Origin of the sequence: Sphingomonas sp. 1185, assembly GCF_040544655.1 — a bacterium.
GTDB lineage: Bacteria > Pseudomonadota > Alphaproteobacteria > Sphingomonadales > Sphingomonadaceae > Sphingomonas.
In genome coordinates this window covers 105,295-130,419 of sequence record NZ_JBEPKL010000006.1, presented here as the reverse complement: position 1 = coordinate 130,419, position 25,125 = coordinate 105,295, and the positions used below count along the sequence as shown (strand labels likewise).

Below are 25,125 nucleotides of genomic sequence, written 5' to 3'. Positions count from 1 at the left end.
ACTGATGTTGTTGCAAAAATGCAGCGACGGCCGACAAATGTCAGCAAATATGACGCTTTTATTGACCTCCTGTCATACGCAGGAATAGCCCCATGAAAACAAGACCATAACATGGGGAAAGCGTATCATGTCCCGGAATATCCGCTCGCGCGCCTTGCGCGACGTCAGCGCCGTCGCGCTGCTCACTCTGCTTGCGGCCCCCGCCGCCGCGCAGACCCTGCCCCCCCAGCGCGCCGGAAACCACCACCGCGCAGGATAGCCCGGCGGATCAGGACGCGGCGGGCAGCCAGGACGTGGTCGTCACCGGATCGCGCATCGCCCGTCCCGAGTTCGAAACCTTGCAGCCGACCCAGGTCGTGGGCGCGGCGCAGATCGAAAATCGCGGCTATACCAATGTCGGCCAGGTGCTGAGCGAAATCCCCGCCTTCGGCCCTCCGGGCAATAGCGGCGTCGGCGCCCAGTCGTCCTTCGGCCCCGCGCAGACCTTTGTCGACTTTTTCGGCCTGGGCACCCAGCGCACGCTGGTGCTGATCAATGGCCGCCGCTTCGTTTCGTCGAACACCGCCAGCATCTTCGGCCCCGTGTCGGCCGGTACGCAGGTCGATCTGAACAACATCCCGACCACGCTGGTCGATCGGGTCGAGACCGTCGCCATCGGCGGCGCGCCGATCTATGGTTCGGACGCGATCGCGGGCACCGTCAACATCATCCTGAAGCGCAATTACGAGGGGCTTCAGCTCGAGGGTCAGGCGGGCGTCTCGCAGCGCGGCGACGCCCCCGATCAGCGGCTGAGCGTGCTGGCGGGCAAGAATTTCGCCGACGGGCGCGGCAACATCACTATCTCGGGCGAGTATAACCGCGTCACCGGCCTGACCTATGCCGATCGCGAAGTGACCGCCGAGGGCCGCTTCTTCGGTACGCCGACCGATACCAGTTCGCCGTTCCAGCGCATCCTCTATCCGTCGCAGCGTTACAGCGCGTTCACCGTGGGCGGCGTGCCGTTCAGCGCGGACGACTATCTCGCCCGCCGGTCGGGCATCCGCAACGCGGCGGGCCAGCTGCTCCAGTTCGGCGCGGACGGCACGCTCGTTCCGCTCGACCTCGGCACGCCGATGCGCCAGGGTTACATCAGCAGCGGCGGCAACGGCTTCAACCTGCCGCTCCAGAACAATCTGCTGACCAATTCCGAACGCTATATCGCCAGCGCGCAGGCCAGCTATCAGATCAGCGACCGCATCCGCTTCTTCGGCGAGGCCTGGTACACGCACAGCAAGGGCGTGAACCTGATCGACCAGCCGAATTACAACACCGCGCTGTTCGACGCTGCGGGCACCGCCGACGGCAACATCATCGTCAATCTGGACAATCCGTTCCTGTCCGCCGCCGACCGCGCGACGATCGCCGCCAACCTGCCTGCGGGACAGAACCAATTCTATCTGGGCCGCGCGCTCGCCGACCTGACCACGGGCCGCGCCGAGGCGAAGGTAGAGACCTATCGCTTCGTCGGCGGGTTCGACGGCACGGTGCCGCTGCTCGGCCGCGACTTCAAATGGGAAGCCTCGGGCGTTTATGGCCGTTCGCAGACCGACGGCCGCAATTACGAACTGGTGCAGCAGAATTTCGCCAATGCGATCGACGCGGTGCGCGATGCGTCGGGCAACATCACCTGCCGCCCCGGCGTCGTGAACGCGACCATCCCGACCGCGAACCAGAGCTGCACGCCCCTCAACATCTTCGGCATCGGCCAGGCCAGCCAGGCGGCGCGCGACTATATCTTCGCGGTCGCCACGCCGCGTTCGGTCAACGAGCAGATCGTGCTCAACGCGAACATCAACGGCCCGGTCTTCCAGCTGTTCGGCAACGACGTCTCGCTGTCGCTGGGTTACGAGCATCGTGAGGAAAAGACCCGCTTCGATCCCGGCACCTATTATTATGGCGAGCCGCAGGCGGACGGCAGCCGCGTCCAATATGGCCGGATCATCCCGATCGACCCGATCCGTGGCAAGTTCCACACCAACGAGGTGTTCGGCGAACTGGTCGTCCCCTTCGTGTCGAGCAAGAATGAGCTGCGCTGGCTCAAGACGCTCGAATTCGACGGGGCGGCGCGCTATGTCGACAATTCGCTGTCGGGCGGCGACCTGACCTGGACCGCCGGCGGCCGGGTCGGCTTCTTCCAGGGGCTGACCTTCCGCGGCAACTTCACCCGCTCGATCCGCTCGCCCGCGATCACGGAGGTGTTCAACCCGACCTCGCGCGCGTTCGATTCGGGCAACGACCCGTGTGACGCCCGCTATGTCGGCAATGGTCCCAATCCCGCCGTCCGTCGCGCAAACTGCGTCGCCGCCGGGATCAATCCGGACAGCTTCACGTCGAACTTCAGCGACTTCACCGTGCCGGTCACGGTCGCGGGCAACCCGAGTCTGCGCAACGAAAAGGCGGACAGCTGGACCGTCGGCGCCATCGCGCAGCCGCGCTTCATCCCCGGCCTGTCGATCGCGGTCGATTGGGTGAACATCAAGCTGAACGATGCCATCGCCTCGCTAGGCGGGACGGACATTCTGAACGCCTGCTACGACTCGTCGAGCTATCCCAACCAGTTCTGCGGCCTGCTGGATCGCGGCGCCGACGGGCAGATCACGACCATCCGCGAAGGCTATTACAATGCCGCCGTGCTGGAGACGGCCGGGCTGCAATCGACCATCGCCTATCGCCTGCCGCTCGACCGGGTCGGGTTGACCGATGCGGGAACCGTCGGCCTGTCGGTCAACTATTTCTACCGCGACAAGCTGCAGACCCAGGTCGGCACCGGCGACATCAACCATAATGCGGGCGAGATCGGCTATCCGCGCCATTCGGGCACCGCGAACCTCACCTATGAGGGCCGGAACTTCAACGTCCTGTTCCAGGGGCAATATACCGGCAAGGTCCGCTTCGACATGGACGAGGCCGCCAATGCCCGCGACGTGAAGGGCGCCAGCGACTGGATGGTGTTCAACACCACGGTCGGCATGAAGGTGAACGAGCAGTTCAACCTGCGCTTCATCGTCGACAATGTGTTCAACGCCCGGCCGCCCTACCCGCTGCCGGTCGGCACCACGGGCGTGCAGCCCTATTATTCGGGCATCATCGGGCGCTTCTTCCGCGTGGCGGCCACCGCCCGCTTCTGATCGGCCCCGGCCGAAACGAAAAGGCCCGTCCGGTTCCCTCCGGGCGGGCTTTTTTGTGTGGTTGCGGCGTCGCGTCGGGCCGGTTACGCCTTGGCCCATGAAGCTGATCATCGGTAACAAGGCCTATTCCTCCTGGTCGCTGCGCGGCTGGCTCGCCTGTAAGCAGTCGGGCATCGCGTTCGAGGAAGTGGTCGTGCCGCTCTATGACGAGGATTGGGACCGCCGCCGCGAGGGTGCCGAGTTCGCCCCCTCCTCGGGCAAGGTGCCGATCCTGTGGGACGGTGAGGCGGTCGTGTGGGACAGCCTGGCGATCATCGACTATCTGGCCGACAAGGTAGGCCGCGACCGTTTCTGGCCCCAGGACGATGCCGCGCGCGCCATGGCGCGGTCGATGGCGGCCGAGATGCATTCCAGCTTCGTCGCGCTTCGCCGCAAGCACAGCATGAACATCCGCCAGGTCTATCCGGCGCAAACACCCGATGAGGACGTCATCGTCGATCTTAAGCGCATCATGGAGCTGTGGGCGCAGGCCCGCGCGCGCTTCGGCGGCGGGGGCGACTTCCTGTTCGGGGCGTTCGGCGCGGTTGACATCATGTTCGCGCCGGTCGTCACCCGCATCGTGACCTATCAGCTGCCCGTCGCGCGCTTCGCCGTGCCCTATATGGACGCGGTGCTGCGCCATCCCTTCATGCAGGACTGGATCGCCGCCGCGCAGGAAGAGGAATGGGTGATCGAGCGGTTCGAGCAGCCCGTGGCGTGACCGCCGCCCCTCCGCTCGCTGCTCGACGCGGCGCGAAGGGAGGGGGAATCTAGGGCCGATCGCCATTCAGCGCTGCCTTTCTTTCCCTCGCCCCTCGCAGAGGGGAGAGGGTTGCGCAGACTTGGCCTTTGCGAGAGCAAAGGCTTAGTCGGAGCTGGGTGAGGGGTGGGCGCTCGCTTGGCGAGCGCGCGAGCCTTTCGGCTCGCTCAACCCCTCACCCAAGCTGCGCTAGCCAGCACGCTGGCAAGCTTCGCTAACCCTCTCCCCTGTCCAGGGGAGAGGGAAAAGAAGCAATCGTGAATGTCGATCCGACCTAGCGCGCGGTCTGCCGCACCTCGTTCAGCGGCGCGCGCTGTTCGTCCGCCGGTTCGGCGACGCGCGTGCTGAAGGTGTAGAGCAGGATTCCTGCAATCCCCAGTGCGATCACCAGCCACATCAGCAATCGTCCGCCCGCCTTGTGCCCCTTATGATCGGGATCGTTCATCGCATCGCTCCTGTTATCCGGAGGACAGAACGAAGCCGGGCGGCGCAGGGGTCCAAGCCGCCGCCCTTGGGCTTTGCGTCAAACGGGGAATTGCCGAGCGGCCATGCGGTGCCTATGCCGCCGGGCATGACCGATGTTCTCGACCTCGCCCAGGCGCTGATCCGCGCCGACAGCGTCACGCCCGCGATGGGAAGCGTGTTCGACGTGCTGGAAGCGGCGCTGACCCCGCTCGGCTTTGCGGTGGATCGCTTCGTGGCGGGCGAGGCCCCCGACGGTCCGGTCGAGAATCTGCTGGCGACACGCGGCGGCAGCGGCACCCATCTGGCGTTTGCGGGCCATGTCGATGTCGTGCCCGCGGGCGATGGCTGGCGGGGCTCACCCTTTTCGGGGGACGTGCGCGACGGGCTGTTGTTCGGGCGCGGCGCGGTCGACATGAAGGGCGCGGTCGCCGCCTTCGTCGCGGCGGTCGCCGCCTGCCCCGCGACCATCCCTTTGTCGCTGATCATCACCGGCGACGAGGAAGGCCCCGCCATCTACGGCACCCGCGCGCTGATCGACCGGATGGCGGCGCGCGGCATCGCACCCGATCTGTGCCTGGTCGGCGAGCCGACCTCGACCCAGCGGCTGGGCGACATGATGAAGATCGGACGGCGCGGGTCGGTCAATATCTGGATCACCGTGCCCGGCCGGCAGGGCCATGTCGCCTATCCCCATCTTGCCGACAATCCGATCACCCCGCTGGTCGCGATGCTGGCGGCGATCGAGGGGATCACGCTCGACACCGGCAATGCCTGGTTCCAGCCGTCGAATATCGAGATCACCGACCTGCATGTCGGCAATCCGGCGACCAACGTCATTCCCGGCTCGGCCCAGGCGCGGCTGTCGATCCGCTTCAACGACGAACAGAGCGGCGAGGCGTTGGTGACGCGCATCACCGAAATCGCGCACGCCCATGCCCCATCGGCGCAGGTCACAGGCCGCATCTCGGGCGAGGCCTTCCTGACCCAGCCCGGTGCCTTCTCCGCGATGATCGCCGAGGCCATCCGTGCCGAGACCGGGATCGAGCCGGAACTGTCGACCACCGGCGGCACCTCCGACGCGCGCTTCCTGTCGAAGCTGTGCCCGACGGTCGAGTTCGGCCTGCTGAACGCCACGATGCACAAGGTCGACGAAGCGGTGGCGGTCGACGACCTGCGCGCGCTGACCCGTATCTATGCCGGTGTCATCGCTCGCGCGGGCGCCTGAACACGATATAGAGCGCGCCCAGCCCGCCATGGCGCGGATGGGCGCCCCGGATCGCCGCGATCGCATCGGCATGGCGTGACGCCCCCAGCCAGTCGCTGATCGCCGCACGGATCGCGCCGCGCGCATGGGGCCGTTCGCTTTCGGGACGCGGCGGCTTGCCGGTGACGAGCAACAGCACCCGGTCGCCCCGCGCAATCGCCCGGCCCAGCCCCTGATCGAGCAGCGCATGCGCCGAGGCCAGCGTATGGCCATGCAGGTCGAGCGAGCTGTCGGGCATCACGCTGCCCCGCGCCAGCCGCTTGTCCCAACCGCCGTCCAGCGTCTCGCCCGGCCCCTTTTTAGGCGCGGCGGGCGGCGGCGCGGGCTGGCGCAGCGGCGGCACCCGTCCCTTCACGCGAACCTTGGGTGCGCCGGGCGTTTCGTGGAACACCGCCTCCATGCTGGGCGGCGGCGGCGCGGGGCGTGCGGGGACGATGGCGGCGCGCAACGGGCGCACCGTCTCCATCACCCGCGCCCAGAGCTGCGCTTCGTCAGCGTTGAGGGGGCGCACCGGGCGTTCCGCTCGCGCTCGCCAAACCCGCCCGCGCCAGCGTGCCCACCGGCAGCAGCAGGAACGCGGTGCCGCGCGCCGACATGCCGCCCGCGACGCTGCGCGCCGTATCGCCCGCCCCCCAGAAGGTATCGAAGCGGTTGGAGCCCTTGATCGCCCCCCCGGTGTCCTGCACGACCCACAGGCCGGTCACGTCCTGCCGGTCCATCGACAGGAAAACCGGCGCGCCCAGCGGCACGAATTTCGGATCGGCGGCGGCGCTGACCTGCCCGGTCACCGCATAGCCCATCGCCCCCTGGGGTGCGCCGTTCAGCTCGCGAAAGAAGACGAAGCTCTTATTCTCGCGCATGATCGCGCGGCCTTCTTCGGGATGCTCGTGCAGCCATGCGACGATGCCCTGCATCGAGGTCTGCCCCGGCCCCAGCAGCCCGCGCGCCTTCATCAGCGCGCCGATGCCGGTATAGTCGCGGCCATTCTGGCTGTCATAGCCGATCCGCATGACCGACCCGTCGGGCTGGCGCAGCCGCCCCGATCCCTGGATCTGGAGGAAGAACACCTCGACCGGATCGGCACCCCAGGCGAGGATCGGCGCACGCCCCGCCAGCGATCCCTGTTCGATCGCGGTGCGGTCGTCATAGGGGACAAGGTTGCTGCCCTGCACCTTGCCGCGCACCTTCTTGCCCTTCAGATCGGTCGAGAAGGCCCCCAGATCGACATCGATCAGGTCGCGCGGCCGGGCATAGATCGGCACGTCATACCCTGCGCGCCGGTCGCGTGAGCCCGCAATCTCGGGCTCATAATAACCGGTGGCGAGCGAGCGGCCGTCGCTGACCTGCACCGCCTCGAAATAGCGCGCGAAGAAGTCGCGGGCCTGCCCAGGCGGTACGCTGGCGGCGGCCTGGCAGGCGGGTTGCCAGTCGGCGCCCTGCGTCAGACCACTGGCATCGGTGCGCCGCATCAGTCCAGGGCAGGACAGCGCGAAGGCGGCGCGCGCGGCCTCCGCCTGCGGCTCGGTGATGGGAAGCGAGGCAACGGGCGGTCCGGCCAGGATACCCGATTGCGCCGCGTTCAGCGCGCCCGCAACGGGCACGACCGGGGTGGCGGGCAGCGGCGTCGCCCCCACGATCCGGGCCGGACCATTGGGCACGCGCGACACGCTGGGACCGCCCGGCTGAACCGCCGCGCCACCGGCACGGGGCCGGACGGGCTCGGGCCGAACCCCATGTCCGCGCGATGGCGCCTTACCCGCCGCGCCCGGCGGCACGATCCGTCCGGCACAGGCCGCCAAGCTCAACGATAGCGCGACCGTCGCCGCGAGCCTCAGCCCCCTCACCGCTTTCCTGTCCCCCATATGGCCGCGTCAGGCTTCGTCGGTGTCGATGAGCTTCCAGTTCGGATCGCCGCTCTTGAGCGTCCGGGCAAAGGTCCACACGTCGTGCGTCTCGACCGCGTCGCTCAGCGAACCGGCAATGACGTTGCCGTCGGCATCGCGCGTGATCGCGGCGATGTCGGCGTCGAAGCGGACGGTGATGCGCGCATCGCGGCCCTGCACCTGCGCGTCGACGATCTTGGCGCTCTCGATACGGATCAGGCGGTTGTCGAGCGTCTGGCCCGCCGCGCGCCGCTGTTCGATCGCCTCGGCAAAGGCGCCCAGCACATCGGCCTCGACCAGATCGGCCAGCGCGTCCTCGTCGCCCTTCCAAAAGGCTTCCAGCGTCATGCGATAGGCCGCCTGCGCGCCGTTCAGGAACTGCGCCACGTCGAAACCGGACTCGCCCGCGATCACCGCGCGCAGGCCCTGTTCGGCGCGCGGATCGATGTTGCGGTTCATCACCGGCATCGCCGCCTGCGCCGGTTCGGGCGCGCGGGGCAGCGTGACCGGCAGGGCCCGATCGTCGGCGCTGCGCGCCAGCGGCTGCTGTTCATGACCGGTACGCTTGCCCAGCACGCTGTACAGCCTCAGCGCGAGGAAGAGCGCGACCATCGCGAGAAGAACGACGTAGAATAACAACGCAGGCGCCTTTCACTAGTAGGGCCGATATAGGCGCGCGGCCCGACAATGGAAACCCGCACGGCCCATGCAAGAGGCCAAGGTTGAATCCCCGTCGACCCGCTGCTACGCGAAGCGGCCATTGGGCCGAACGCGCGAACCCGCCCTTTCGGTTCCCTTTTCCCCTTTATGCTACGCTAGAAGGTATTGACGATGGACGAACAGGGTTTGCCGCAGGGCTTCGAAGCGCCGACCGCCGAGGGTGAGGATGGCGGCCCCGCCGCCGGTCTGATCTCGCAATATGTGAAGGACCTGTCGTTCGAGAACCCGAACGCGCCGGGCATCTACCAGGCGCAGGCCGCCCCCGGCATCGACGTGCAGTTCAATATCTCGGCGTCGCAGGTCGGCGAGGAAGTGCACGAACTGGTCCTGAAGATCGAGGTGCGCGCCGAGTCCGAGGGCAAGACCGCCTTCATCGTCGACCTCAGCTATGCGGGCCTGTTCGGTTTCCGCAACGTGCCGGTCGACCAGATCCAGCCCTTCATGCTGGGCGAAGCGCCCCGCCTGCTCTTCCCCTTCGCGCGCCGCGTGCTGGCCGATGCCGTCCGCGACGGCGGCTTCCCGCCGCTGATGCTGGAGCCGATCGACTTCGCGCAGCTCTATGTCCAGCAGTCCGAGGCGCAGGGCACGGCCCAGCCGAACACCCCGGAAACCGGCCACGCCTGATCCGGACTGATCGATGAATCTGACCAAGGCGCTGGGCTCGGTCGGCGGGCTGACTCTGGCCAGCCGCGTGCTTGGTCTGGTTCGCGACTCGCTGTTCTTCCGCTTCGTGGGCGCGAACTTCGCCTCCGACGCATTCCAGATCGCGTTTCGCCTGCCCAATCTTTTCCGCGCCCTCTTCGCCGAGGGCGCCTTTTCCGCCGCCTTCATCCCGATGTTCAACCGCAAGGTGGCGGAGGGGGACAAGGCGGCGGAAGGCTCCGGCCTGGCGCTGGGGCTGGCCTTTGCCGAAAACGCGCTGTCGGTGCTGTTGCCCGTCCTGATCGTGATGACCGCGATCGTCGAGGTCGCGGCCTGGCCCGTCACCTGGCTCCAGACCTTCGGCTATGGCGACGGGACGGCCGCGCAGTTCGATTATATCGTGCTGCTCAACCGGCTGACCTTTCCCTATCTGCTGTTCATCAGCTTGGTGTCTCTGCTGGGCGGCATCCTCAATTCGCTGCACCGTTTCTGGGTCAATGCGGCCGCCCCCATCCTGCTCAACCTGACGCTGATCGCGGCCCTCCTGCTGTTCCACGCGCATGATCCGCTCCCCACCGCGCGCAACCAGGCGATCGCGGTGTCGGTCGCGGGCATCCTGCAATTCGTCTGGCTCTGGTGGGCCTGCCGCCGCGCCGGGGTCCGGTTGCGGCTGAAGCGGCCGACGATCAACGACGACGTCAAGCGGCTGCTGAAGCTGATCCTGCCCGCCGCCGCCGGGGCGGGCGCGGTGCAGATCAACCTGCTGATCTCGACCGGGCTGGCCGCGCGTTTCCTGCCTGCGGGCTCGGTGTCCTATATCTACGCCGCCGACCGGCTGAACCAGTTGCCGCTGGGGCTGATCGGCATCGGCCTGGGCACCGTCCTCCTGCCCACCATCTCGCGCCTGCTGGGCGCGGGCAAGGAGGCCGAGGCGATGGAGACGCAGAACCGGGGCATGGAGCTGGCGCTGCTGCTCACCCTGCCCGCCACGGTCGCGTTGATCGTCTGTGGCCAGCCGATCACCGCCGCGCTGTTCCAGCATGGCAAGTTCACCGCGACCAACAGCCTCTACACCTCGCAGGCGCTGGCCGCCTTCTCGATCGGGCTGCCCAGCTATATCCTGGTCAAGGTGCTGACGCCGGGCTTCTATGCCCGCGCCGACACCCGTACGCCGGTGCGGTTCGCCACCCAGTCGATGCTGGTCAATCTGGTGCTGAACCTGATCCTGATCTGGCCGCTCAAGCATATGGGCCCGCCGCTCGCCACCGCGATCGCCTCGACCGTCAATGTCGCGCTCCTCTATCGCACCCTGTCGAAGCGTGGGCATTTCGTCGCCGATGCGCAGCTGCGCCGCCGCGCGTGGCGGATGGGGGTCGCGGCGCTGCTGATGGGCGGGGCGATGGCGCTGCTCAACACGCAGTTCCAGCCCTATGTGACCGGCTCCAACCTCGAACGCTGGGGTGCGCTCCTCCTACTGGTCGCCACCGGCATGCTGGTCTATGCGATGGCCACCTTCGCGACCGGCGCTTTCCGGATCGCGGACATCAAGCGGCTCGTTCGCCGCAACAGTTGAGGACCATCATGCGCGTCGTTTCCGGCATCAAGCCCACGGGCAACCTTCATCTCGGCAATTATCTGGGCGCCGTGAAGCAGTGGGTGGCGATGCAGGACCGGATCCAGGCCCAGGGCGGCGAGACGATGTACTTCATCGCCGACCTGCACGGCCTGACCGAGTGGATCGCGCCCGAGGCGATGGCGGCCAACACCATCGAGATGACCGCGACCCTGATCGCGGCCGGTATCGATCCCGAACGCTCGATCCTGTTCAACCAGACGCGGGTGCCGGCGCATAGCGAGCTGGGCTGGCTGCTCAACAATGTCGCGCGGGTCGGCTGGCTGAACCGCATGACCCAGTTCAAGGACAAGGCGGGCAAGAACCGCGAGGGCGCCAGCGTCGGCCTGTACGACTATCCGGTGCTGATGGCCGCCGACGTGCTGCTCTACAACGCAACCCATGTCCCGGTGGGCGAGGACCAGAAGCAGCATCTGGAGCTGGCCCGCGACATCGCGACCAAGTTCAACAACGACTATGGCCGCGAGGTCTTCACCCTGCCCGAACCGCTGATCAGCGCCGCGGCGCCGCGCATCATGTCCCTGCGCGACGGATCGGCCAAGATGTCCAAGTCCAACCCGTCGGAGATGTCGCTGGTCAAGCTGATCGACAGCGACGACCAGATCGCCGAGAAATTCCGCAAGGCCAAGACCGACCCCGACGTGCTGCCCGAGACGCTGGAGGGGCTGGAGGGCCGCCCCGAGGCGCGCAACCTGATCACCATCTATGCCGCGATGGCGGACCGCGCGCCCGCCGATGTGCTGGCGCAGTTCGCGGGCCAGGGCTTCGGCGCGTTCAAGCCCGAGCTGGCCGATCTGGCGGTCGCGACGCTGGGCCCGATCCGCGAGCGGCTGACCCGGTTGCTCGACGATCGCGGCGAGGTGGGCCGCATCCTGGAGCGTGGCGCCGAGAAGGCGCGCGATCTGGCCGCGCCGATGCTGCTCGACGTGCAGCGGACCATGGGCCTGCAAATCTGATGACCCCCGGCCCCGTCACCCGCATCATGGTGATGGGGCCGCCGGGCAGCGGGCGCCGACGCTCGAGTGGGTGCTGGCCGATCTGGGGTGAATGGACGGGCGTGGCCTTCGACTTCGCTCAGGCTGAACGGCTGTTGGAACAGGGTTTGTTTCCCTTGTTCCGTTCAGCCTGAGCGAAGTCGAAGGCCACGCCCCCCCACCCCGCCCGGCGGGACCTCAGCCTTCCAGTTCCTTCATCAGCACCCGCACCGCATTGTCGATATCGCGGTCGGTATCGCGCAGTTCCTCGATCTTGCGCACCGCATAGATCACGGTCGAATGGTCGCGCCCGCCGAACTTGCGGCCGATCTCGGGCAGCGAGCGGGTGGTCAGGCGCTTGGCGAGATACATGGCGATCTGGCGCGGACGCGCGATCGCGCGGGCGCGGCGGGCCGAGACCAGGTCGAGCGGCTTGAGCTCGAAATGGCGGCTCACCAGCTTCTGGATTTCGTCGATGGTGATTCGCCGCTGGGCGCCGCGCAGCACCTCGCCCAGCGTCGCCACCGCGAATTCCAGGTCGATCTTGTCGCCGGTCAGCTGCGCATAGGCGACGACGCGGTTCAGCGCGCCCTCCAGCTCGCGGATATTGCCGCGAATTCGCGAGGCCAGCAGGTCGAGCACGTCGTTGGGGACATTCTCGGGCAGGTCGGCGACCTTGCGGTTCAGGATCGTGCGGCGCAGCGTCAGGTCGGGCGCCTTGATGTCGGCGACCAGCCCGGCGCCCAGGCGACCGATGATGCGCGGCTCCACCCCGTCGAGCGACTGGGGCGAACGATCGGCCGAGATGACCAGCCGCTTGCCCGCGCCGACCAGCTCGTTGACGGTGTGGAAGAATTCTTCCTGCGTCGAATCCTTGCCCGCGATGAACTGGAGATCGTCGATCAGCAGCAGGTCGGCCGAGCGCAGCCGCGACTTGAAGCTGTGCGTGTCGCGCGCGCGCATCGCGGCGACGAAATCGAACATGAACCGCTCGGCCGACATGCACAGCACGACCGCCTCGGGATGCGATTCGAGAAAGGCATGCGCGATGGCATGCATCAGGTGGGTCTTGCCCTGCCCGGTGCCGCCATGGAGGAAGAGCGGGCTGAAGCGCGGCGGGCCAGGTTCGGCGAGCGACAGCGCCGCATTGAACGCGACCCGGTTCGACGAATCGACCACGAATCGGTCGAAGGTCAGGCGGGGGTCGAGCGGCGGGCGGTCGCTCGTCACCCGAATCGCCGGCGCGGCAGTGGTCGCGGGAGCGGCCTCCTGCGCGACCGGATGCGGCGCGGCGGCGGGGGCGGCACGCGGCGCGCGGGCCCGTGACGGTGCGGGGGGCGCGGCCACCGGCTCGGCCGGAACCGCGAACAGCGACGGCTGCTCGGCAGGTGGCGCGGCCTCCTCGACACGCGGGGCCGCAACCGCACGCAACGGGGTCACGACGTCGAGCGTGTCCGCGCTGGTCAGCCGTGCGGTGCGGCTGGGCGCGCGGGTTTCGATGACGACCGAGCGGACCTCGGGCAGCACCGCCTTGAATTCCAGATGGAGCCGGTCCGCATAATGGCTGCGCACCCAGTTGGTCGCAAAGGCCGAGGGAAGCGCCAGGCGGACCGTGTCGGGCTCATCGCCCTCGATCAGTTCCATGGGCTTGAGCCACTGGTCGAACAGCCGCGCCCCTGCCGATTCGCGCAGGTTCGCGCGGACGCGCGCCCAGGCACGAGCCTGGTCCGACGTCGGTCGCGTTGCCTGCCAATTCGTCACCCGCGCACTCCATACTCACCGGCCGCCGCTGACGGCCGACCCTGTTTCACTTGGCGACAGGACATCCCTGGAGCGAATCGAGGGGATTCGGCCCGGTCCTGTCACCTTGCTATTTCCATGACGCGGCGACGTAACGCCGCTGCTGGGATACCGATTATGAGCCATGGTGGGGTCTGATCAAGACCGTGTCCGGCCATAAATCTGAAATAAACCGGATTGACAGGCAAAAGCCCGCAGAAACCCGTTCAATTATCTCGTAACCCACTGAAATCGCTGTAAATTAACCAAGTCACACGAAAGCCTTCCCCGGACCCGATCTAGTCGAATCGCGGAGAATCCTAGGGTTCGGCAAAGCGCGGATTTGTTCCCGCCGCCCGATACGGAATCGATGCGTTAACCCGGGACAGGCGCACGAAAAAACCCGCCGGGGGACCGCCCCCGGCGGGTTTCGTTCGTCGCTTCGAGAGGCTTAGGCCAGCGCGGCGATGCGCTTGGTCAGGCGCGAGAACTTGCGCGCCACGGTGTTCTTGTGCAGCACACCCTTGGCAACGCCACGCGCCATTTCGGGCTGCGCCGCGGCCAGAGCGACCGTCGCGGTTTCCTTGTCACCGGCGGCCAGGGCGGCTTCGACCTTCTTCACGAAGGTACGGATGCGGCTGACGCGGTTGCCGTTGATGACGGCGCGACGTTCGTTGCGACGGATACGCTTTTTGGCCTGCGGCGTGTTCGCCATGAAAACCTCTAAATTTCGATCAAAAGGAATAGCGGCGCGACGCACCAGCTTTGAAGCCGCGCCCCTTAAACCTTGGCGGGACGGTCGTCAACTCCGCTGGCAGGTCGCACACCAGAAAGTCGACCGCCCCGAATCGGTCCGGCGCCGGACGATCGCCCCGCATTCGCAGGCCTCGCCCTCGCGACCATAGACCCGCCACTCCTTCGAGAAATAGCCCAGTTCGCCATCGGGGCGGACATAATCGCGCAGCGACGACCCGCCCGCCAGGATCGCGGCCTCCAGCACCGCCCGGATCGCCTCGACCAGCCGCACGAGTCGCGTCCGCGAAATCTGCCCGGCCGCGCGCCCCGGCGTGATCCGCGCCATGTGCAGCGCCTCGCACACATAGATATTGCCCAGGCCCGCGACGATTCGCTGGTCGAGCAGCATCGCCTTGATCGGGGCCGCGCGCCCCTCCAGCGCCGTCGCCAGATAGTCGGCGGTGAAGTCGGGCCCCAGCGGCTCGGGCCCCATGGCGAGGAACGGCGGATAGCCCGCGAGCTGGGCGGTCGGCCACAGATCGACGAAACCGAATCGCCGCGGATCGTTCAGCGCCAGCCGCCGCCCCGCCCCCGTCTCCAGCAGCAGATGGTCATGGACCAGCGGCTCGCCCGGATCGATCCGCCAGCGGCCCGACATGCCCAGGTGGAAGACCATGGTATCGCCCCGATCGGTGTCGATCAGGCCGTATTTGGCGCGCCGCCCCAGCGCCGTGACCGTCGCGCCCGTCATCCGCTGGCGCAGCTCGGCGGGGAACGGGCGACGCAGGTCGGCGCGGCGTGGCTCGACCAGCGTCAACCGCTCGCCCGCCAGCACCGGCGTCAGGCCGCGCACGGTGGTTTCGACCTCGGGAAGTTCGGGCATCGTCCCTCTGAATGGCTTTCGTCGCCCAAACAGCTAGGTAGCGTTTGCCCCGCCCGCAAGGCCGGGCTAGGGCAAGTCCATGAGCGATACCGTCTCCTTCGGCTATGAAGATGTGCCCCGCGACGAGAAGGCTGCCCGTGTCGGCGGGGTCTTCACCAACGTCGCCGCCAAATACGACCTGATGAACGACGCCATGTCGGGCGGCATGCACCGGCTGTGGAAGGATCGCTTCGTCCGCCGGGTGAAGCCGCGCGCCAGCGACCAGATCCTCGACATGGCGGGCGGCACGGGCGACATCGCCTTCCGCCTGGCCGAATCGGGCGCCAGCATCACGGTCGCCGACATCAATCCGGCGATGCTGGAAGTCGGCATGAAGCGTGCGCAGGATCGCGGCATCGACGGCCTGGTCTGGACCGAGGCCAATGCCGAGATCCTGACCTTCCCCGACAAATTCTTCGATGCCTATACGATCGCGTTCGGCATCCGGAACGTCACCGACATCCCGGCCGCGCTCAAGGAAGCGCACCGCGTGCTGCGCCGTGGCGGGCGTTTCTTCTGCCTGGAATTCTCGACCACCGTCTGGCCGGGCTTTTCGGAAGTCTATGACGCCTATTCGCACAAGCTGGTCCCCAAGCTGGGCCAGATGCTGGCGGGCGATGCCGACAGCTATCGCTATCTGATCGAATCGATCCGCCGCTTCCCCGACATGCCGACCTTCGAGCGGATGATCCGCGAGGCAGGCTTTATCGAGACCAAGGTCGAACCGATCATGGGCGGCCTGGTCGCCATCCATTCGGGCTGGAAGGTTTGATGCAGCCAGGCATGGGCGGGTACGCCCTGTGACCCAGCCGGTGGTGCATCTCTGGCGTCTGCTCAAATGGGGGCGGACGCTGGCGCGGCATGGCGCGCTGCGGGGTATCGAGCGCGATCCCAACACGCCCGCCCCCGTGCGGCGTCTGGCGCGCGTCGCGCGATTCGGCGCGCGCGTGCCCGCCCAGCCCGCCTATGCCGATGCCTTCCAGGCGATCGGCCCGGCGGCGATCAAGCTGGGCCAGACGCTGGCCACCCGCCCCGATCTGGTCGGCGAGGAAGCCGCGCAGGATCTGCTGCGGCTCCAGGACCAGCTGCCCCCCGTCCCCTTCGCGACGATCTGCGCCGCGATGGAGGCCAGCATGGGCCGCCCGCCCTCGCACTTCTTCACCTCGATCGAGGAGACGCCGGTCGGGGCCGCCTCGATCGCGCAGGTGCACCGGGCGGTGACGACCGATGGCCGGACGGTCGCGGTCAAGGTGCTGCGCCCCGGCGTGGAGGAGGACTTCACCCGCGCCATCGACACCTATCAATGGGCCGCCGCGCAGGTCGAGGGGATGAGCGGCGAGGCCGCCCGGCTTCGCCCGCGCCTGACGGTCGAGAATTTCCGTCGCTGGACGCTGCGTGAACTGAACTTCCGGCGCGAGGCAGCCTCCGCCTCCGAGCTCGCCGAGGCGATGACCGCCGAGCCCGATTTCATGGTGCCGCAGATCGACTGGGCGCGCTCGACCGCCAAGGTGCTGACGGTCGAATGGATCGACGGGATCAAGCTGTCCAACCGGCAGGCGCTGGTCGAGGCGGGGTATGACCTGCCGCACCTCGCCCAGACGCTGGTCCGCGCGTTCCTGCGCCAGGCGATCGCGGAGGGCTTCTTCCATGCCGACATGCACCAGGGCAATCTCTTCGCCCTGCCCGGCAACAAGATCGCCGCGATCGACTTCGGCATCATGGGCCGGATCGACCGGCGCGCGCGGGTCTGGCTGGCCGAGATCCTCTATGGCCTGATCACCGGCAACTATAAGCGCGTCGCGGAGATTCATTTCGAGGCGGGCTATGTGCCCGCGCACCACAATGTCGCCGAGTTCGCCACCGCCCTGCGCGCGGTGGGCGAGCCGATGCGCGGGCTGCCGGTCAAGGACATGTCGATCGGCATGATGCTGGACGGCCTGTTCTCGATCACCCGCGATTTCGACATGGTGACGCAGCCGCATCTGCTGCTGCTGCAAAAGACCATGGTGATGGTCGAGGGCGTGGCGACCAGCCTCGATCCCGATATCAACCTGTGGGACTCGGCCGCACCGTTCGTGCGCGAGTGGATCCGCACCGAACTGGGTCCCGAGGCCAAGATCGCCGATCGCCTGATCGAGGACGTGCAGACGCTCGCCCGTCTGCCCGAACTGGTCCGCCGGATCGAGGCGCGCTACCCCGCGCCGGGTGGCGAGCCGCCCGCCCCGCCGCTCAAGCAGATCGAGGTCGTGCGGATCGGCGGCGGCTGGCGCTATGCGCTGCTGTCCATGGCCTCGGCGGCGGTCGGGGTCGCGGCAACACTGGCCGTGCTTCGGTAGGAATGCCGGGCAGCGCGCCGCCTGTTCCCGTGCGCCGCCTGTCGCGGCCGCTCTGGCTGGGCCAGCCGGGGCGGATGACGGGCGTGTCGCCCATGGTGGCGCGCGCGGTGCTGGCGCTGCTGATCCTGCTGGTCGCGATCGGCTATGCCACGCAGGGCGCCTTCGAGCCGGTGGCCGAGCGGCTGTCGCCGGTGACCATGGCGATCCTCGACCATGTGCGCCACGGCCAGTCCTTCTATCCGGCAGCACTCGACGCTTTGCGCGAGAATGGCCGGGCGCTTCGCCCCGCGCTGCTGGCGGTTCCGCTGCCCGCGCTGTTCGTCACGCTGGCCGCCCTGCCGCCGCTGGTCTGGCATGCGGGCATGATGGTGCTGGGCGTCGGGCTGGTCATGGGCTGGCTGCGGCGGATCGTGCCGGTGCTGGAGGGGCGGATCGCGATCGGGCTGGCGGCGGTCCTGCTGATCGCGGGCTTCTTCCCGCTTCCCAACCTGCCGATGGTGACCACGCCCGAAGGCTGGGCGGGGGTGCTGATCGCGCTGTCGCTGGTCCAGCGGCGGCCCGAGGCGGGGCTGAGCGCGGTGGCGCTGGGGCTGGTCGCGATGATCCTGACTCCGATGGCGCTGCCCTATGCCGTCATCATGCTGGTGCTGGCGGCGCGGGCGGGCGCGCGGCGCGAGGCGATCGGATGGATGACCGCGCTGGCGGTCGCGCTGCTGGTGCTGGCGGCGCATGCGCATGCGCTGCACGGCATGGTGACCGCGATCGACCCGGCGATGGACGGCCCGGTCCATCCGATCGCGCCCGGCACGCTGATCGCATCGATCGCGGCGGCGCAGCCGGTCGGCGGCCTGCCGATCAGCATGATCGTGCCGCTGGCCGTGCTGGCGGCGCTCGGCTGGGCGCATTGGCGGCAACCCGTCGCTCGGCGGGCGGTCGCGACCATGGCGGTCTATGCGGCGCTGGCGCTGGTGACGGGGTCGCCCGCCATGGTGCTGGGCCTGTCGCCAATCTTCTTCCTCGGCGTCGTCTTCGCCCCCGATGCGGTTCGCGAGCTGATCGCGGCCGCGCGCGACCGGCGACGCATCACCGTGACGCGAGTCGTGCGATGAGCCAAATCCTGTTGATCGTCGGCGGCGGCATCGCCGCATACAAGGCGTGCGAACTGATCCGCCTGCTCCGCCGGAACGGGCATGGCGTGCGCTGTGTCCTGACTGAGGGGGGCAGCCATTTCGTCACCCCGATGACGCTGGCCGCGCTGTCGGAGAATCAGGTCTTCACCACCCTGTGGGACCTGAAGGACGAAGCGGAGATGGGGCATATCCAGCTCAGCCGCCAGGCCGACCTGATCGTCGTCGCGCCCGCCACCGCCGACCTGATGGCGCGGATGGCCGGCGGCCATGCCGACGATCTGGCGACGACTCTGCTGCTCGCTACCGATACGCCGGTGCTGGTCGCGCCCGCGATGAACGTCCGCATGTGGCAGCATCCCGCGACACAGCGCAACGTCGCGCGGCTGCGCGCGGACGGGCTGACCGTCATGGCCCCCGACGAAGGCGCCATGGCCTGCGGCGAGTTCGGCCCCGGCCGCCTGCCCGAGCCGCCCGCCATCCTGGCCGCGATCGAGGCCGCGCTGGCCCCCAAGGCCGGTCCGCTGACCGGCCGCCATATCCTCGTCACTGCCGGGCCGACGCATGAGCCGATCGACCCCGTGCGCTATATCGCCAACCGCTCCTCGGGGCGGCAGGGTTTCGCCATGGCCGAGGCGCTCGCCCGGCTGGGTGCGCGCGTGACCCTGGTCGCGGGGCCGGTCACGCTGCCGACGCCTGCGGGGGTGGACCGGATCGATGTCGAGACCGCGCGCCAGATGGCCGACGCCGTCGCCGCCGCGCTGCCCGCCGATGCCGCGGTGATGGTCGCGGCGGTCGCCGACTGGCGGGTCGAGGCGGCCGGGCAGAAGGTCAAGAAGGACGGCGGCGCGGCCCCTGCCCTGACGCTGGTCGAAAATCCCGACATATTGGCAAGCGTCGCCGCCGCGCCGAACCGTCCCGTGCTGGTCGTCGGCTTCGCCGCCGAGACCGAGCATGTGATCGACCATGCCGTCGCCAAGCGCGCCCGCAAGCGCGCCGACTGGATCGTCGCCAATGACGTATCCTCGGACGTGTTCGGGGGCGAGGCGAACAGCATCCACCTGGTCACCGCCGACGGCGTCGAGAGCTGGGACCGGATGGGCAAGGACGCCGTCGCCAGGGGGCTCGCGCAACGCATTGCCGATGCGCTACAAGCGCGGTCATGACGATTGCACCCATTTCGATTGCTCTCAAACGCTTGCCCCATGGCGAGGGGCTTCCCCTGCCCGGCTATGCCACGCCCGGCGCGGCCGGGATGGACGTGGTCGCGGCCGAGACGCTGACGCTGGAGCCCGGTCGGCGCGCCGCCGTCGCGACCGGCTTCGCCATCGCCATCCCGCCGGGTTACGAGGTGCAGGTGCGCCCCCGCTCGGGCCTGGCGCTCAAGCATGGCATCACCTGCCTCAACACCCCCGGCACCATCGACGAGGATTATCGCGGCGAGGTGAAGGTGATCCTCGCCAATCTGGGCGACGAGCCCTTTGCGGTGGTGCGCGGCGAGCGGATCGCGCAGCTCGTCCCCGCCCCCGTCCAGCGCGCCGTGCTGGCCGAAGTCGATGAACTGGACGCGACCGAGCGCGGGAGCGGCGGTTTCGGATCGACCGGCCGATGATCGCGCTCGCCACCCTGTTCGCGCTCCAGACCGTGTCGGTCGCGCCGCAGGTGACGGCGCCCCAGCCCCCGCCCCCGGCGGCAGCACCCTCTGCCAGCGAGCCACCGCACGACTGGACCACGCTTCCCACCCTCACCCTGCCGCCCGCCGGGCCGGATATGGTCCGCTTCGTCCGCGCCGAGGTCCAGGCCGGGCGTTGCCCGCGCGACCGCGTGACCGAGGAAGGGCAGGTGGTGCTGGTCGTGCCGATGGCGGTCTGGCTCAACGCCGATGGCAGCGCGCAGAGCGTGGTGCCGCTGGCCATCGGCTGCCCCACGGTCGAGCAATATAGCGCGGGCGTGGCACAGCGGATGATCCGGCAAATGCCGTACCGCATGACGCGCCAGGGCGACCGCTGGTATCGGACCGTCATCACCTATACATGGCCGGGATGATCCTGACCGACGACGAACTGGCCCGCTATGCCCGTCACATCGTGCTGCGCGAGTTTGGCGGCGGGGGCCAGCTCCGGCTGAAACAGGCGCGGGTCGCGGTGATCGGCGCGGGCGGGATCGGCTCCCCCGCCATCCAGTATCTCGCCGCCGCCGGGGTCGGGTCGCTGGTCCTGATCGATGACGATGTCGTCGAGCCGTCCAATCTGCAACGCCAGACGATCTTTACGACAGAGGATCGCGGCACGCCCAAGGTGGAGGCCGCCGCCCGCTTCGCGCGCCGCCTGAACCCGCATGTCGCGGTGGACACGCACCGCGCGCGGGTGATGCCCGACACCGTGCTGTCGCTGATCGACGGCGCCGATGTCGTGCTCGACGGATGCGACAATTTCGCCACCCGGCTGACGGTGGCTGATGCCGCGCTGTCGCGGCGCATCCCCCTGGTCTCGGCGGCGGTCGGGCAGTTCGAGGGGCAGCTGGCGACCTATCGCGGCTGGGAAGCCGACAAGCCCTGTTATCGCTGCTTCGTCGGCGACGCGGTCGATCAGGCCGGGCTGACCTGTGCCGATGACGGTGTGCTGGGGCCGGTGACGGGCATCATGGGCAGCCTGGCCGCGCTGGAGGTGCTGCGCGCCATCGCCCCCTTCGGTCGCGACAGCGCGGGGAACGTGCTGATCGCCGATCTCCTGTCGCTGCGCTTCCGCACGCTCGCTTTGCCCAAGGACCCCGGCTGCCGCTGTGCAGGCGTGGCGGCGGCGGCATGAGCGGGGCTCCCCGGCCGCCCTCGGGCTGGCTCGACTGGACGGGGGACAAGGGGTGGATCGGCCAGGTCACCGGCCTGCCCGACAGCACGCTGCATGTGCATGCGGGCATGGCGATCCTGGTGCTGGCCGCGCTGGTGATGCGGCGCAAGCCTTGGGACTGGCGGTGCTGGCTGACCGTGCTGGCGATCGAGACGGTCAATGAAGCCTATGACCTGCTCCAGCCCTTCTACCCCACCGACGAGGGCAATCTGGCCGCCAGCTGGTCGGACATGTGGGCGACGATGCTGTGGCCGACGGTGATCCTGCTGACCTTCGCCTGGCTGTCGCGGCGAGGGCGATGAAAGACCGATCCGGGGCGGCAAAGCCCCGCCACCATCGCTGACGCGATGGTCCCCCTCCCCAGTCGGCGCTCGGGGGAGGGAATGAAAAAGGGGCGGCGGCCTTTCGGCCCCGCCCCTTCTCCAAACACAAGGAAGGCGATCAGCCGAGCAGCGTCTTGGCGAACTCGCGCACCGCAGGGCCGATGTCCTCGCGTGCCAGGCCCAGCGCCAGGTTGGCGGTCAGCCAGCCCGCCTTGTCGCCGCAGTCGTAACGCTGGCCGTCGAAGGTGAAGCCATGGAACGGCTGGTTGCCGATCAGCTTGGCCATCGCGTCGGTCAGCTGGATCTCGCCGCCCGCGCCCGGCTCCTGCGCGTCGAGGATCTGCATGACCTCGGGCTGGAGGATGTAGCGGCCGGGAATCATCAGGTTCGACGGCGCCTTGCCCTTGGGCTTCTCGACCAGCGCGGTCACTTCGGTCAGGCGACCGTCCTGCTTGCCGGGCGAGATGATGCCGTATTTGTCGGTCTCGCTGTCGGGCACTTCCAGCGCGCCGATGACGTTGCCACCGACCTTGTCATAGGCTTCGACCATCTGCTTCATGAAGCCGCCGACCATCAGTTCGTCGGGCAGCAGCACCGCGAACGGCTCGTCGCCGACGATCTCGCGCGCGCACCACACGGCATGGCCCAGGCCCAGCGGCTCCTGCTGGCGGACATAGACCGGGCTGCCCGGCTTCTGGCGGATGCCCTCGATCACGGCGAGCGACTTGCCGCGCGCCTTCATCGTGGCTTCCAGTTCGTAGGAGATGTCGAAATGATCCTCCAGCGCGCCCTTGCCGCGACCGGTGACGAAGATGATCTGCTCGATCCCCGCTTCCAGCGCTTCCTCGACCGCATATTGGATCAGCGGCTTGTCGACGACGGTCAGCATTTCCTTGGGCATCGACTTGGTCGCCGGCAGGAACCGCGTACCGAGCCCGGCCACCGGGAAAACCGCTTTGCGAACTTTCTTGATCGTCATGAAACCTCCCTGGGACGAAGCGGCCCTATCTGCATCATGCACTGCAACAAAGTGCCGTGATGACAAAACGCGATTAGGGTGTCTTTAAATGCGACAAGCTACAGGTAAACCGCATGAATCGGGCCCCCATCCTCGTCGTCTTCGGCACAAGACCCGAAGCGATCAAATTGTTTCCCGTGATCCGGGCCCTGTCGCTGGCGACGGGGCGGCCGGTGCGGACCTGCGTCACCGCGCAGCATCGCGGGATGCTGGACCAGGTGCTGGCGATCGCCGGGCTGACGCCCGACCATGATCTGGACCTGATGGAACCGGGCCAGTCGCTCGATCGGCTGACCGCGCGGCTGCTGACCGGGCTGGGCGAGGTGATGGACCGCGAGGCCCCCGCGATGGTCGTCGTGCAGGGCGATACCGCCACCGCCATGGCGGGCGCGCTGGCCGCCTATTACCGCAAGGTGCCGGTCGCGCATGTCGAGGCCGGACTGCGTTCGGGCGATATCTATCAACCCTGGCCCGAGGAAGTGAACCGGCGGATGATCGCCCCGATCGCCGCGCTTCATTTCGCCCCGACCGAAACCGCCGCCGCCGCGCTGCGGGCCGAGGGAATCGCCGCCGACCGCGTGCATGTCACCGGCAACAGTGTGATCGATGCGCTGCACTGGACCCGCTCGCGCATCGCCGCCGACCCTGCGCTGGCCGCCGATCTCGATCCGGTGCTCGCGCGGATGGCGGGTCGACGGATCGTCCTGGTCACGACCCATCGGCGGGAGAATTTCGGCGACGGCATGGCCGCCATCGCCCGTGCGCTGCGCCGGATCGCCGCGCGGGCGGATGTCGGCATCCTCTTTCCCGTCCATCCCAATCCGCAGGTCGCCAGCGTGATGGACCGCGAGCTGGGCGACCATCCCGGTATCGCGCGCATCGCGCCGCTCGACTATCCGCATTTCGTCCGGGCGCTGGACGCCGCGCATATCGTCCTGACCGATTCGGGCGGTGTGCAGGAGGAAGCCCCCGCGCTCGGCAAGCCGGTGCTCGTTATGCGCGAGACGACCGAGCGGCCCGAGGGCGTGACGGCGGGCACCGCGCGGCTGGTCGGCACCGACGAGGACCGGATCGTCGCCGAACTGTTCGCGCTGCTCGACCAGCCCGACCGCTATGCCGCGATGGCGCGCGCCCACAACCCCTTCGGCGACGGCGACAGCGCCGACCGGATCAGCAGGATCATCACACATGCCCTTGGACACTGAATTCGCGGTCACGGTCATGGGGCTGGGCTATATCGGCCTGCCCACCGCCGCGATCATCGCGCGCACCGGCGCGATGGTGACCGGCGTCGACGTCACGCCGTCGGTCGTGGAGACGATCAATTCGGGCCGCGTGCATATCGAGGAGGTCGATCTCGACGGTCTCGTCTCGGGCGTGGTGTCGCGCGGATTGCTCAGGGCGGCGCTGACGGTTGCGCCCGCCGACGTGTTCGTCATCGCGGTGCCGACGCCCTTTACCGAGGCGCGGCAGCCCGACATCACCTATGTCCTCGACGCCGCGCGCGCGATCGCGCCGGTGCTGAAGACCGGCGACACGGTGATCCTCGAATCGACCTCGCCCGTCGGCACGACCGAGCAGGTGCGCGACCTGATCGCCACCCTGCGCCCCGACCTGAAGATGCCGGGGCTGGCGCGTGCGGGCGAACAGGCCGATCTGGCCATCGCCTATTGCCCCGAACGCGTCCTGCCGGGGCGCATCCTGGTCGAGCTCATCGACAATGACCGGGTGATCGGCGGCATCACCCCGCGCTGCGCGCGCAAGGCGCTGGCCTTCTACCGGCGCTTCGTGCGCGGCGCCTGCGTCACCACGACCGCACGCGCGGCGGAGATGACCAAGCTCACCGAAAACGCGTTCCGCGACGTCAACATCGCCTTCGCCAACGAACTCAGCCTCGTCGCCGACACGCTGGGCGTCGATGTGTGGGAGGTGATCCGCCTCGCCAACCGCCATCCGCGCGTCAACATCCTGTCGCCCGGCCCCGGCGTCGGCGGGCATTGCATCGCGGTCGACCCCTGGTTCCTGGTCGCCGCCGACCCGCAGAACACGCCGCTGATCCGCACCGCGCGCGAAGTGAATGACGGCAAGACCGCGCATATCATCGCCCGCGCCAGCGCGATGATCGAGGCGCAGGGACCGGACTGCCCGGTCGCCTGTCTCGGCCTCGCCTTCAAGGCGAATATCGACGATTTCCGCGAAAGCCCCGCGCTGAAGGTCGCCGCCGCCCTGGCCCGACGCTTCGGCGCGCGAATCCAGATCGTCGAGCCTTATGCCCGATCGCTGCCCTCCGGCTTCGACGGGACCGGCGCCACCCTGATCGACATCGACACCGCGCTGGAAACTTGCGACGCCATGGTCGTTCTGGTCGATCACGACATCTTCCGATCGGTTCCCCTGGAAGAGCGACGCGGCAAGACGGTGCTGGATACGCGCGGGCTGTGGCCCGACCAGGCCTGAGACCGCGCTTCGCGTTTGCGTGGGGGGCCGGGGGA

24 protein-coding genes are annotated in these 25,125 nt (G+C 68.3%); 16 read left to right on the top strand and 8 right to left on the bottom strand.

Going from position 1 to position 25,125, the window contains the following annotated elements; genetic code table 11:
• Positions 1-191: 191 nt before the first annotated feature.
• Together ABIC44_RS06965 and ABIC44_RS06960 are read left to right on the top strand one after the other, a co-directional pair.
• Positions 192-3,167: a TonB-dependent receptor plug domain-containing protein gene (locus tag ABIC44_RS06965; RefSeq protein WP_354294491.1), complete on the top strand. Its 2,976-nt coding sequence runs from the start codon at positions 192-194 to the stop codon at positions 3,165-3,167.
• 97 nt (positions 3,168-3,264) lie between these two features.
• On the top strand, positions 3,265-3,927 hold the full coding sequence (locus ABIC44_RS06960) for a glutathione S-transferase (RefSeq protein WP_354294489.1): 663 nt from the start codon (positions 3,265-3,267) through the stop codon (positions 3,925-3,927).
• A gap of 313 nt (positions 3,928-4,240) precedes the next feature.
• Here the strand turns inward: ABIC44_RS06960 and ABIC44_RS06955 are convergent, their stop codons facing one another.
• Positions 4,241-4,411: a hypothetical protein gene (locus ABIC44_RS06955; RefSeq protein ID WP_354294487.1), complete on the bottom strand. Its 171-nt coding sequence runs from the start codon at positions 4,409-4,411 to the stop codon at positions 4,241-4,243.
• Positions 4,412-4,537: 126 nt separating this feature from the next.
• Between ABIC44_RS06955 and dapE the strand changes: the two genes are divergently transcribed.
• Complete coding sequence (dapE, locus tag ABIC44_RS06950; protein ID WP_354294485.1) at positions 4,538-5,656, top strand: succinyl-diaminopimelate desuccinylase; 1,119 nt, start codon at positions 4,538-4,540, stop codon at positions 5,654-5,656.
• Here the strand turns inward: dapE and ABIC44_RS06945 are convergent.
• The 3 genes from ABIC44_RS06945 to ABIC44_RS06935 are packed head-to-tail and all read right to left on the bottom strand — an operon-like array spanning position 5,634 to position 8,190.
• A complete protein-coding gene (locus ABIC44_RS06945; protein ID WP_354294542.1) occupies positions 5,634-6,161 on the bottom strand; it encodes a Smr/MutS family protein in 528 nt (175 codons plus the stop codon). The genes dapE and ABIC44_RS06945 overlap by 23 nt on opposite strands.
• A gap of 25 nt (positions 6,162-6,186) precedes the next feature.
• Positions 6,187-7,557 carry an MltA domain-containing protein gene (mltA, locus tag ABIC44_RS06940; RefSeq protein ID WP_354294483.1) on the bottom strand — a complete coding sequence of 457 codons (1,371 nt, stop codon included), beginning with the start codon at positions 7,555-7,557 and terminating at the stop codon, positions 6,187-6,189.
• A gap of 9 nt (positions 7,558-7,566) precedes the next feature.
• Complete coding sequence (locus ABIC44_RS06935) at positions 7,567-8,190, bottom strand: Tim44/TimA family putative adaptor protein (RefSeq protein ID WP_405052658.1); 624 nt, start codon at positions 8,188-8,190, stop codon at positions 7,567-7,569.
• A 219-nt stretch (positions 8,191-8,409) separates the two neighbouring features.
• Between ABIC44_RS06935 and secB the strand changes: the two genes are divergently transcribed.
• Genes secB through trpS form a run of 3 tightly spaced genes read left to right on the top strand, consistent with a single transcriptional unit; the run spans position 8,410 to position 11,529 of the window.
• Complete coding sequence (gene secB / locus ABIC44_RS06930) at positions 8,410-8,922, top strand: protein-export chaperone SecB (protein WP_307104089.1); 513 nt, start codon at positions 8,410-8,412, stop codon at positions 8,920-8,922.
• A gap of 13 nt (positions 8,923-8,935) precedes the next feature.
• Positions 8,936-10,513 (top strand): murein biosynthesis integral membrane protein MurJ, encoded by a 1,578-nt coding sequence (gene murJ / locus ABIC44_RS06925; protein ID WP_309693849.1) that lies wholly within the window; start codon positions 8,936-8,938, stop codon positions 10,511-10,513.
• 8 nt (positions 10,514-10,521) lie between these two features.
• Complete coding sequence (gene trpS, locus ABIC44_RS06920) at positions 10,522-11,529, top strand: tryptophan--tRNA ligase (RefSeq protein ID WP_354294481.1); 1,008 nt, start codon at positions 10,522-10,524, stop codon at positions 11,527-11,529.
• A gap of 216 nt (positions 11,530-11,745) precedes the next feature.
• Here trpS and dnaA read toward each other — a convergent pair whose 3' ends face one another.
• The 3 genes from dnaA to mutM all read right to left on the bottom strand — a co-directional run bounded on the left by dnaA (position 11,746) and on the right by mutM (position 14,944).
• Entirely contained in the window at positions 11,746-13,308 is a 1,563-nt protein-coding gene (dnaA, locus tag ABIC44_RS06915) for a chromosomal replication initiator protein DnaA (protein ID WP_354294479.1), read from the bottom strand.
• Positions 13,309-13,777: 469 nt separating this feature from the next.
• Positions 13,778-14,041 carry a 30S ribosomal protein S20 gene (gene rpsT, locus ABIC44_RS06910; protein ID WP_007404699.1) on the bottom strand — a complete coding sequence of 88 codons (264 nt, stop codon included), beginning with the start codon at positions 14,039-14,041 and terminating at the stop codon, positions 13,778-13,780.
• An 87-nt stretch (positions 14,042-14,128) separates the two neighbouring features.
• The gene (gene mutM / locus ABIC44_RS06905) at positions 14,129-14,944 is read right to left on the bottom strand and encodes a bifunctional DNA-formamidopyrimidine glycosylase/DNA-(apurinic or apyrimidinic site) lyase (RefSeq protein ID WP_354294477.1); all 816 of its coding nucleotides are present in this window, start codon (positions 14,942-14,944) and stop codon (positions 14,129-14,131) included.
• 79 nt (positions 14,945-15,023) lie between these two features.
• Between mutM and ABIC44_RS06900 the strand changes: the two genes are divergently transcribed.
• The 8 genes from ABIC44_RS06900 to ABIC44_RS06865 are packed head-to-tail and all read left to right on the top strand — an operon-like array spanning position 15,024 to position 21,594.
• Positions 15,024-15,755 carry a class I SAM-dependent methyltransferase gene (locus ABIC44_RS06900; RefSeq protein WP_354294475.1) on the top strand — a complete coding sequence of 244 codons (732 nt, stop codon included), beginning with the start codon at positions 15,024-15,026 and terminating at the stop codon, positions 15,753-15,755.
• A 28-nt stretch (positions 15,756-15,783) separates the two neighbouring features.
• A complete protein-coding gene (gene ubiB, locus ABIC44_RS06895; protein ID WP_354294474.1) occupies positions 15,784-17,319 on the top strand; it encodes a 2-polyprenylphenol 6-hydroxylase in 1,536 nt (511 codons plus the stop codon).
• 29 nt (positions 17,320-17,348) lie between these two features.
• On the top strand, positions 17,349-18,428 hold the full coding sequence (locus ABIC44_RS06890) for a hypothetical protein (RefSeq protein WP_354294472.1): 1,080 nt from the start codon (positions 17,349-17,351) through the stop codon (positions 18,426-18,428).
• On the top strand, positions 18,425-19,612 hold the full coding sequence (coaBC, locus tag ABIC44_RS06885; protein ID WP_354294470.1) for a bifunctional phosphopantothenoylcysteine decarboxylase/phosphopantothenate--cysteine ligase CoaBC: 1,188 nt from the start codon (positions 18,425-18,427) through the stop codon (positions 19,610-19,612). The genes ABIC44_RS06890 and coaBC overlap by 4 nt, the downstream gene beginning before the upstream one ends.
• Complete coding sequence (gene dut / locus ABIC44_RS06880; protein WP_354294468.1) at positions 19,609-20,058, top strand: dUTP diphosphatase; 450 nt, start codon at positions 19,609-19,611, stop codon at positions 20,056-20,058. The genes coaBC and dut overlap by 4 nt, the downstream gene beginning before the upstream one ends.
• Positions 20,055-20,492, top strand: a complete 438-nt coding sequence (locus tag ABIC44_RS06875; protein ID WP_354294466.1) for a hypothetical protein — start codon at positions 20,055-20,057, stop codon at positions 20,490-20,492. Before dut ends, ABIC44_RS06875 begins: the two co-directional genes overlap by 4 nt.
• On the top strand, positions 20,489-21,253 hold the full coding sequence (locus ABIC44_RS06870; protein WP_354294465.1) for a HesA/MoeB/ThiF family protein: 765 nt from the start codon (positions 20,489-20,491) through the stop codon (positions 21,251-21,253). Before ABIC44_RS06875 ends, ABIC44_RS06870 begins: the two co-directional genes overlap by 4 nt.
• Positions 21,250-21,594, top strand: coding sequence for a hypothetical protein (locus ABIC44_RS06865; RefSeq protein WP_307104064.1), 345 nt, complete (start codon positions 21,250-21,252; stop codon positions 21,592-21,594). Before ABIC44_RS06870 ends, ABIC44_RS06865 begins: the two co-directional genes overlap by 4 nt.
• 139 nt (positions 21,595-21,733) lie before the next feature.
• Here the strand turns inward: ABIC44_RS06865 and galU are convergent, their stop codons facing one another.
• Complete coding sequence (gene galU / locus ABIC44_RS06860) at positions 21,734-22,594, bottom strand: UTP--glucose-1-phosphate uridylyltransferase GalU (protein ID WP_354294463.1); 861 nt, start codon at positions 22,592-22,594, stop codon at positions 21,734-21,736.
• Positions 22,595-22,707: 113 nt separating this feature from the next.
• Between galU and wecB the strand changes: the two genes are divergently transcribed.
• On the top strand, positions 22,708-23,838 hold the full coding sequence (gene wecB / locus ABIC44_RS06855; protein ID WP_354294462.1) for a non-hydrolyzing UDP-N-acetylglucosamine 2-epimerase: 1,131 nt from the start codon (positions 22,708-22,710) through the stop codon (positions 23,836-23,838).
• The gene (wecC, locus tag ABIC44_RS06850) at positions 23,822-25,090 is read left to right on the top strand and encodes a UDP-N-acetyl-D-mannosamine dehydrogenase (protein ID WP_354294460.1); all 1,269 of its coding nucleotides are present in this window, start codon (positions 23,822-23,824) and stop codon (positions 25,088-25,090) included. Before wecB ends, wecC begins: the two co-directional genes overlap by 17 nt.
• Positions 25,091-25,125: the final 35 nt, after the last annotated feature.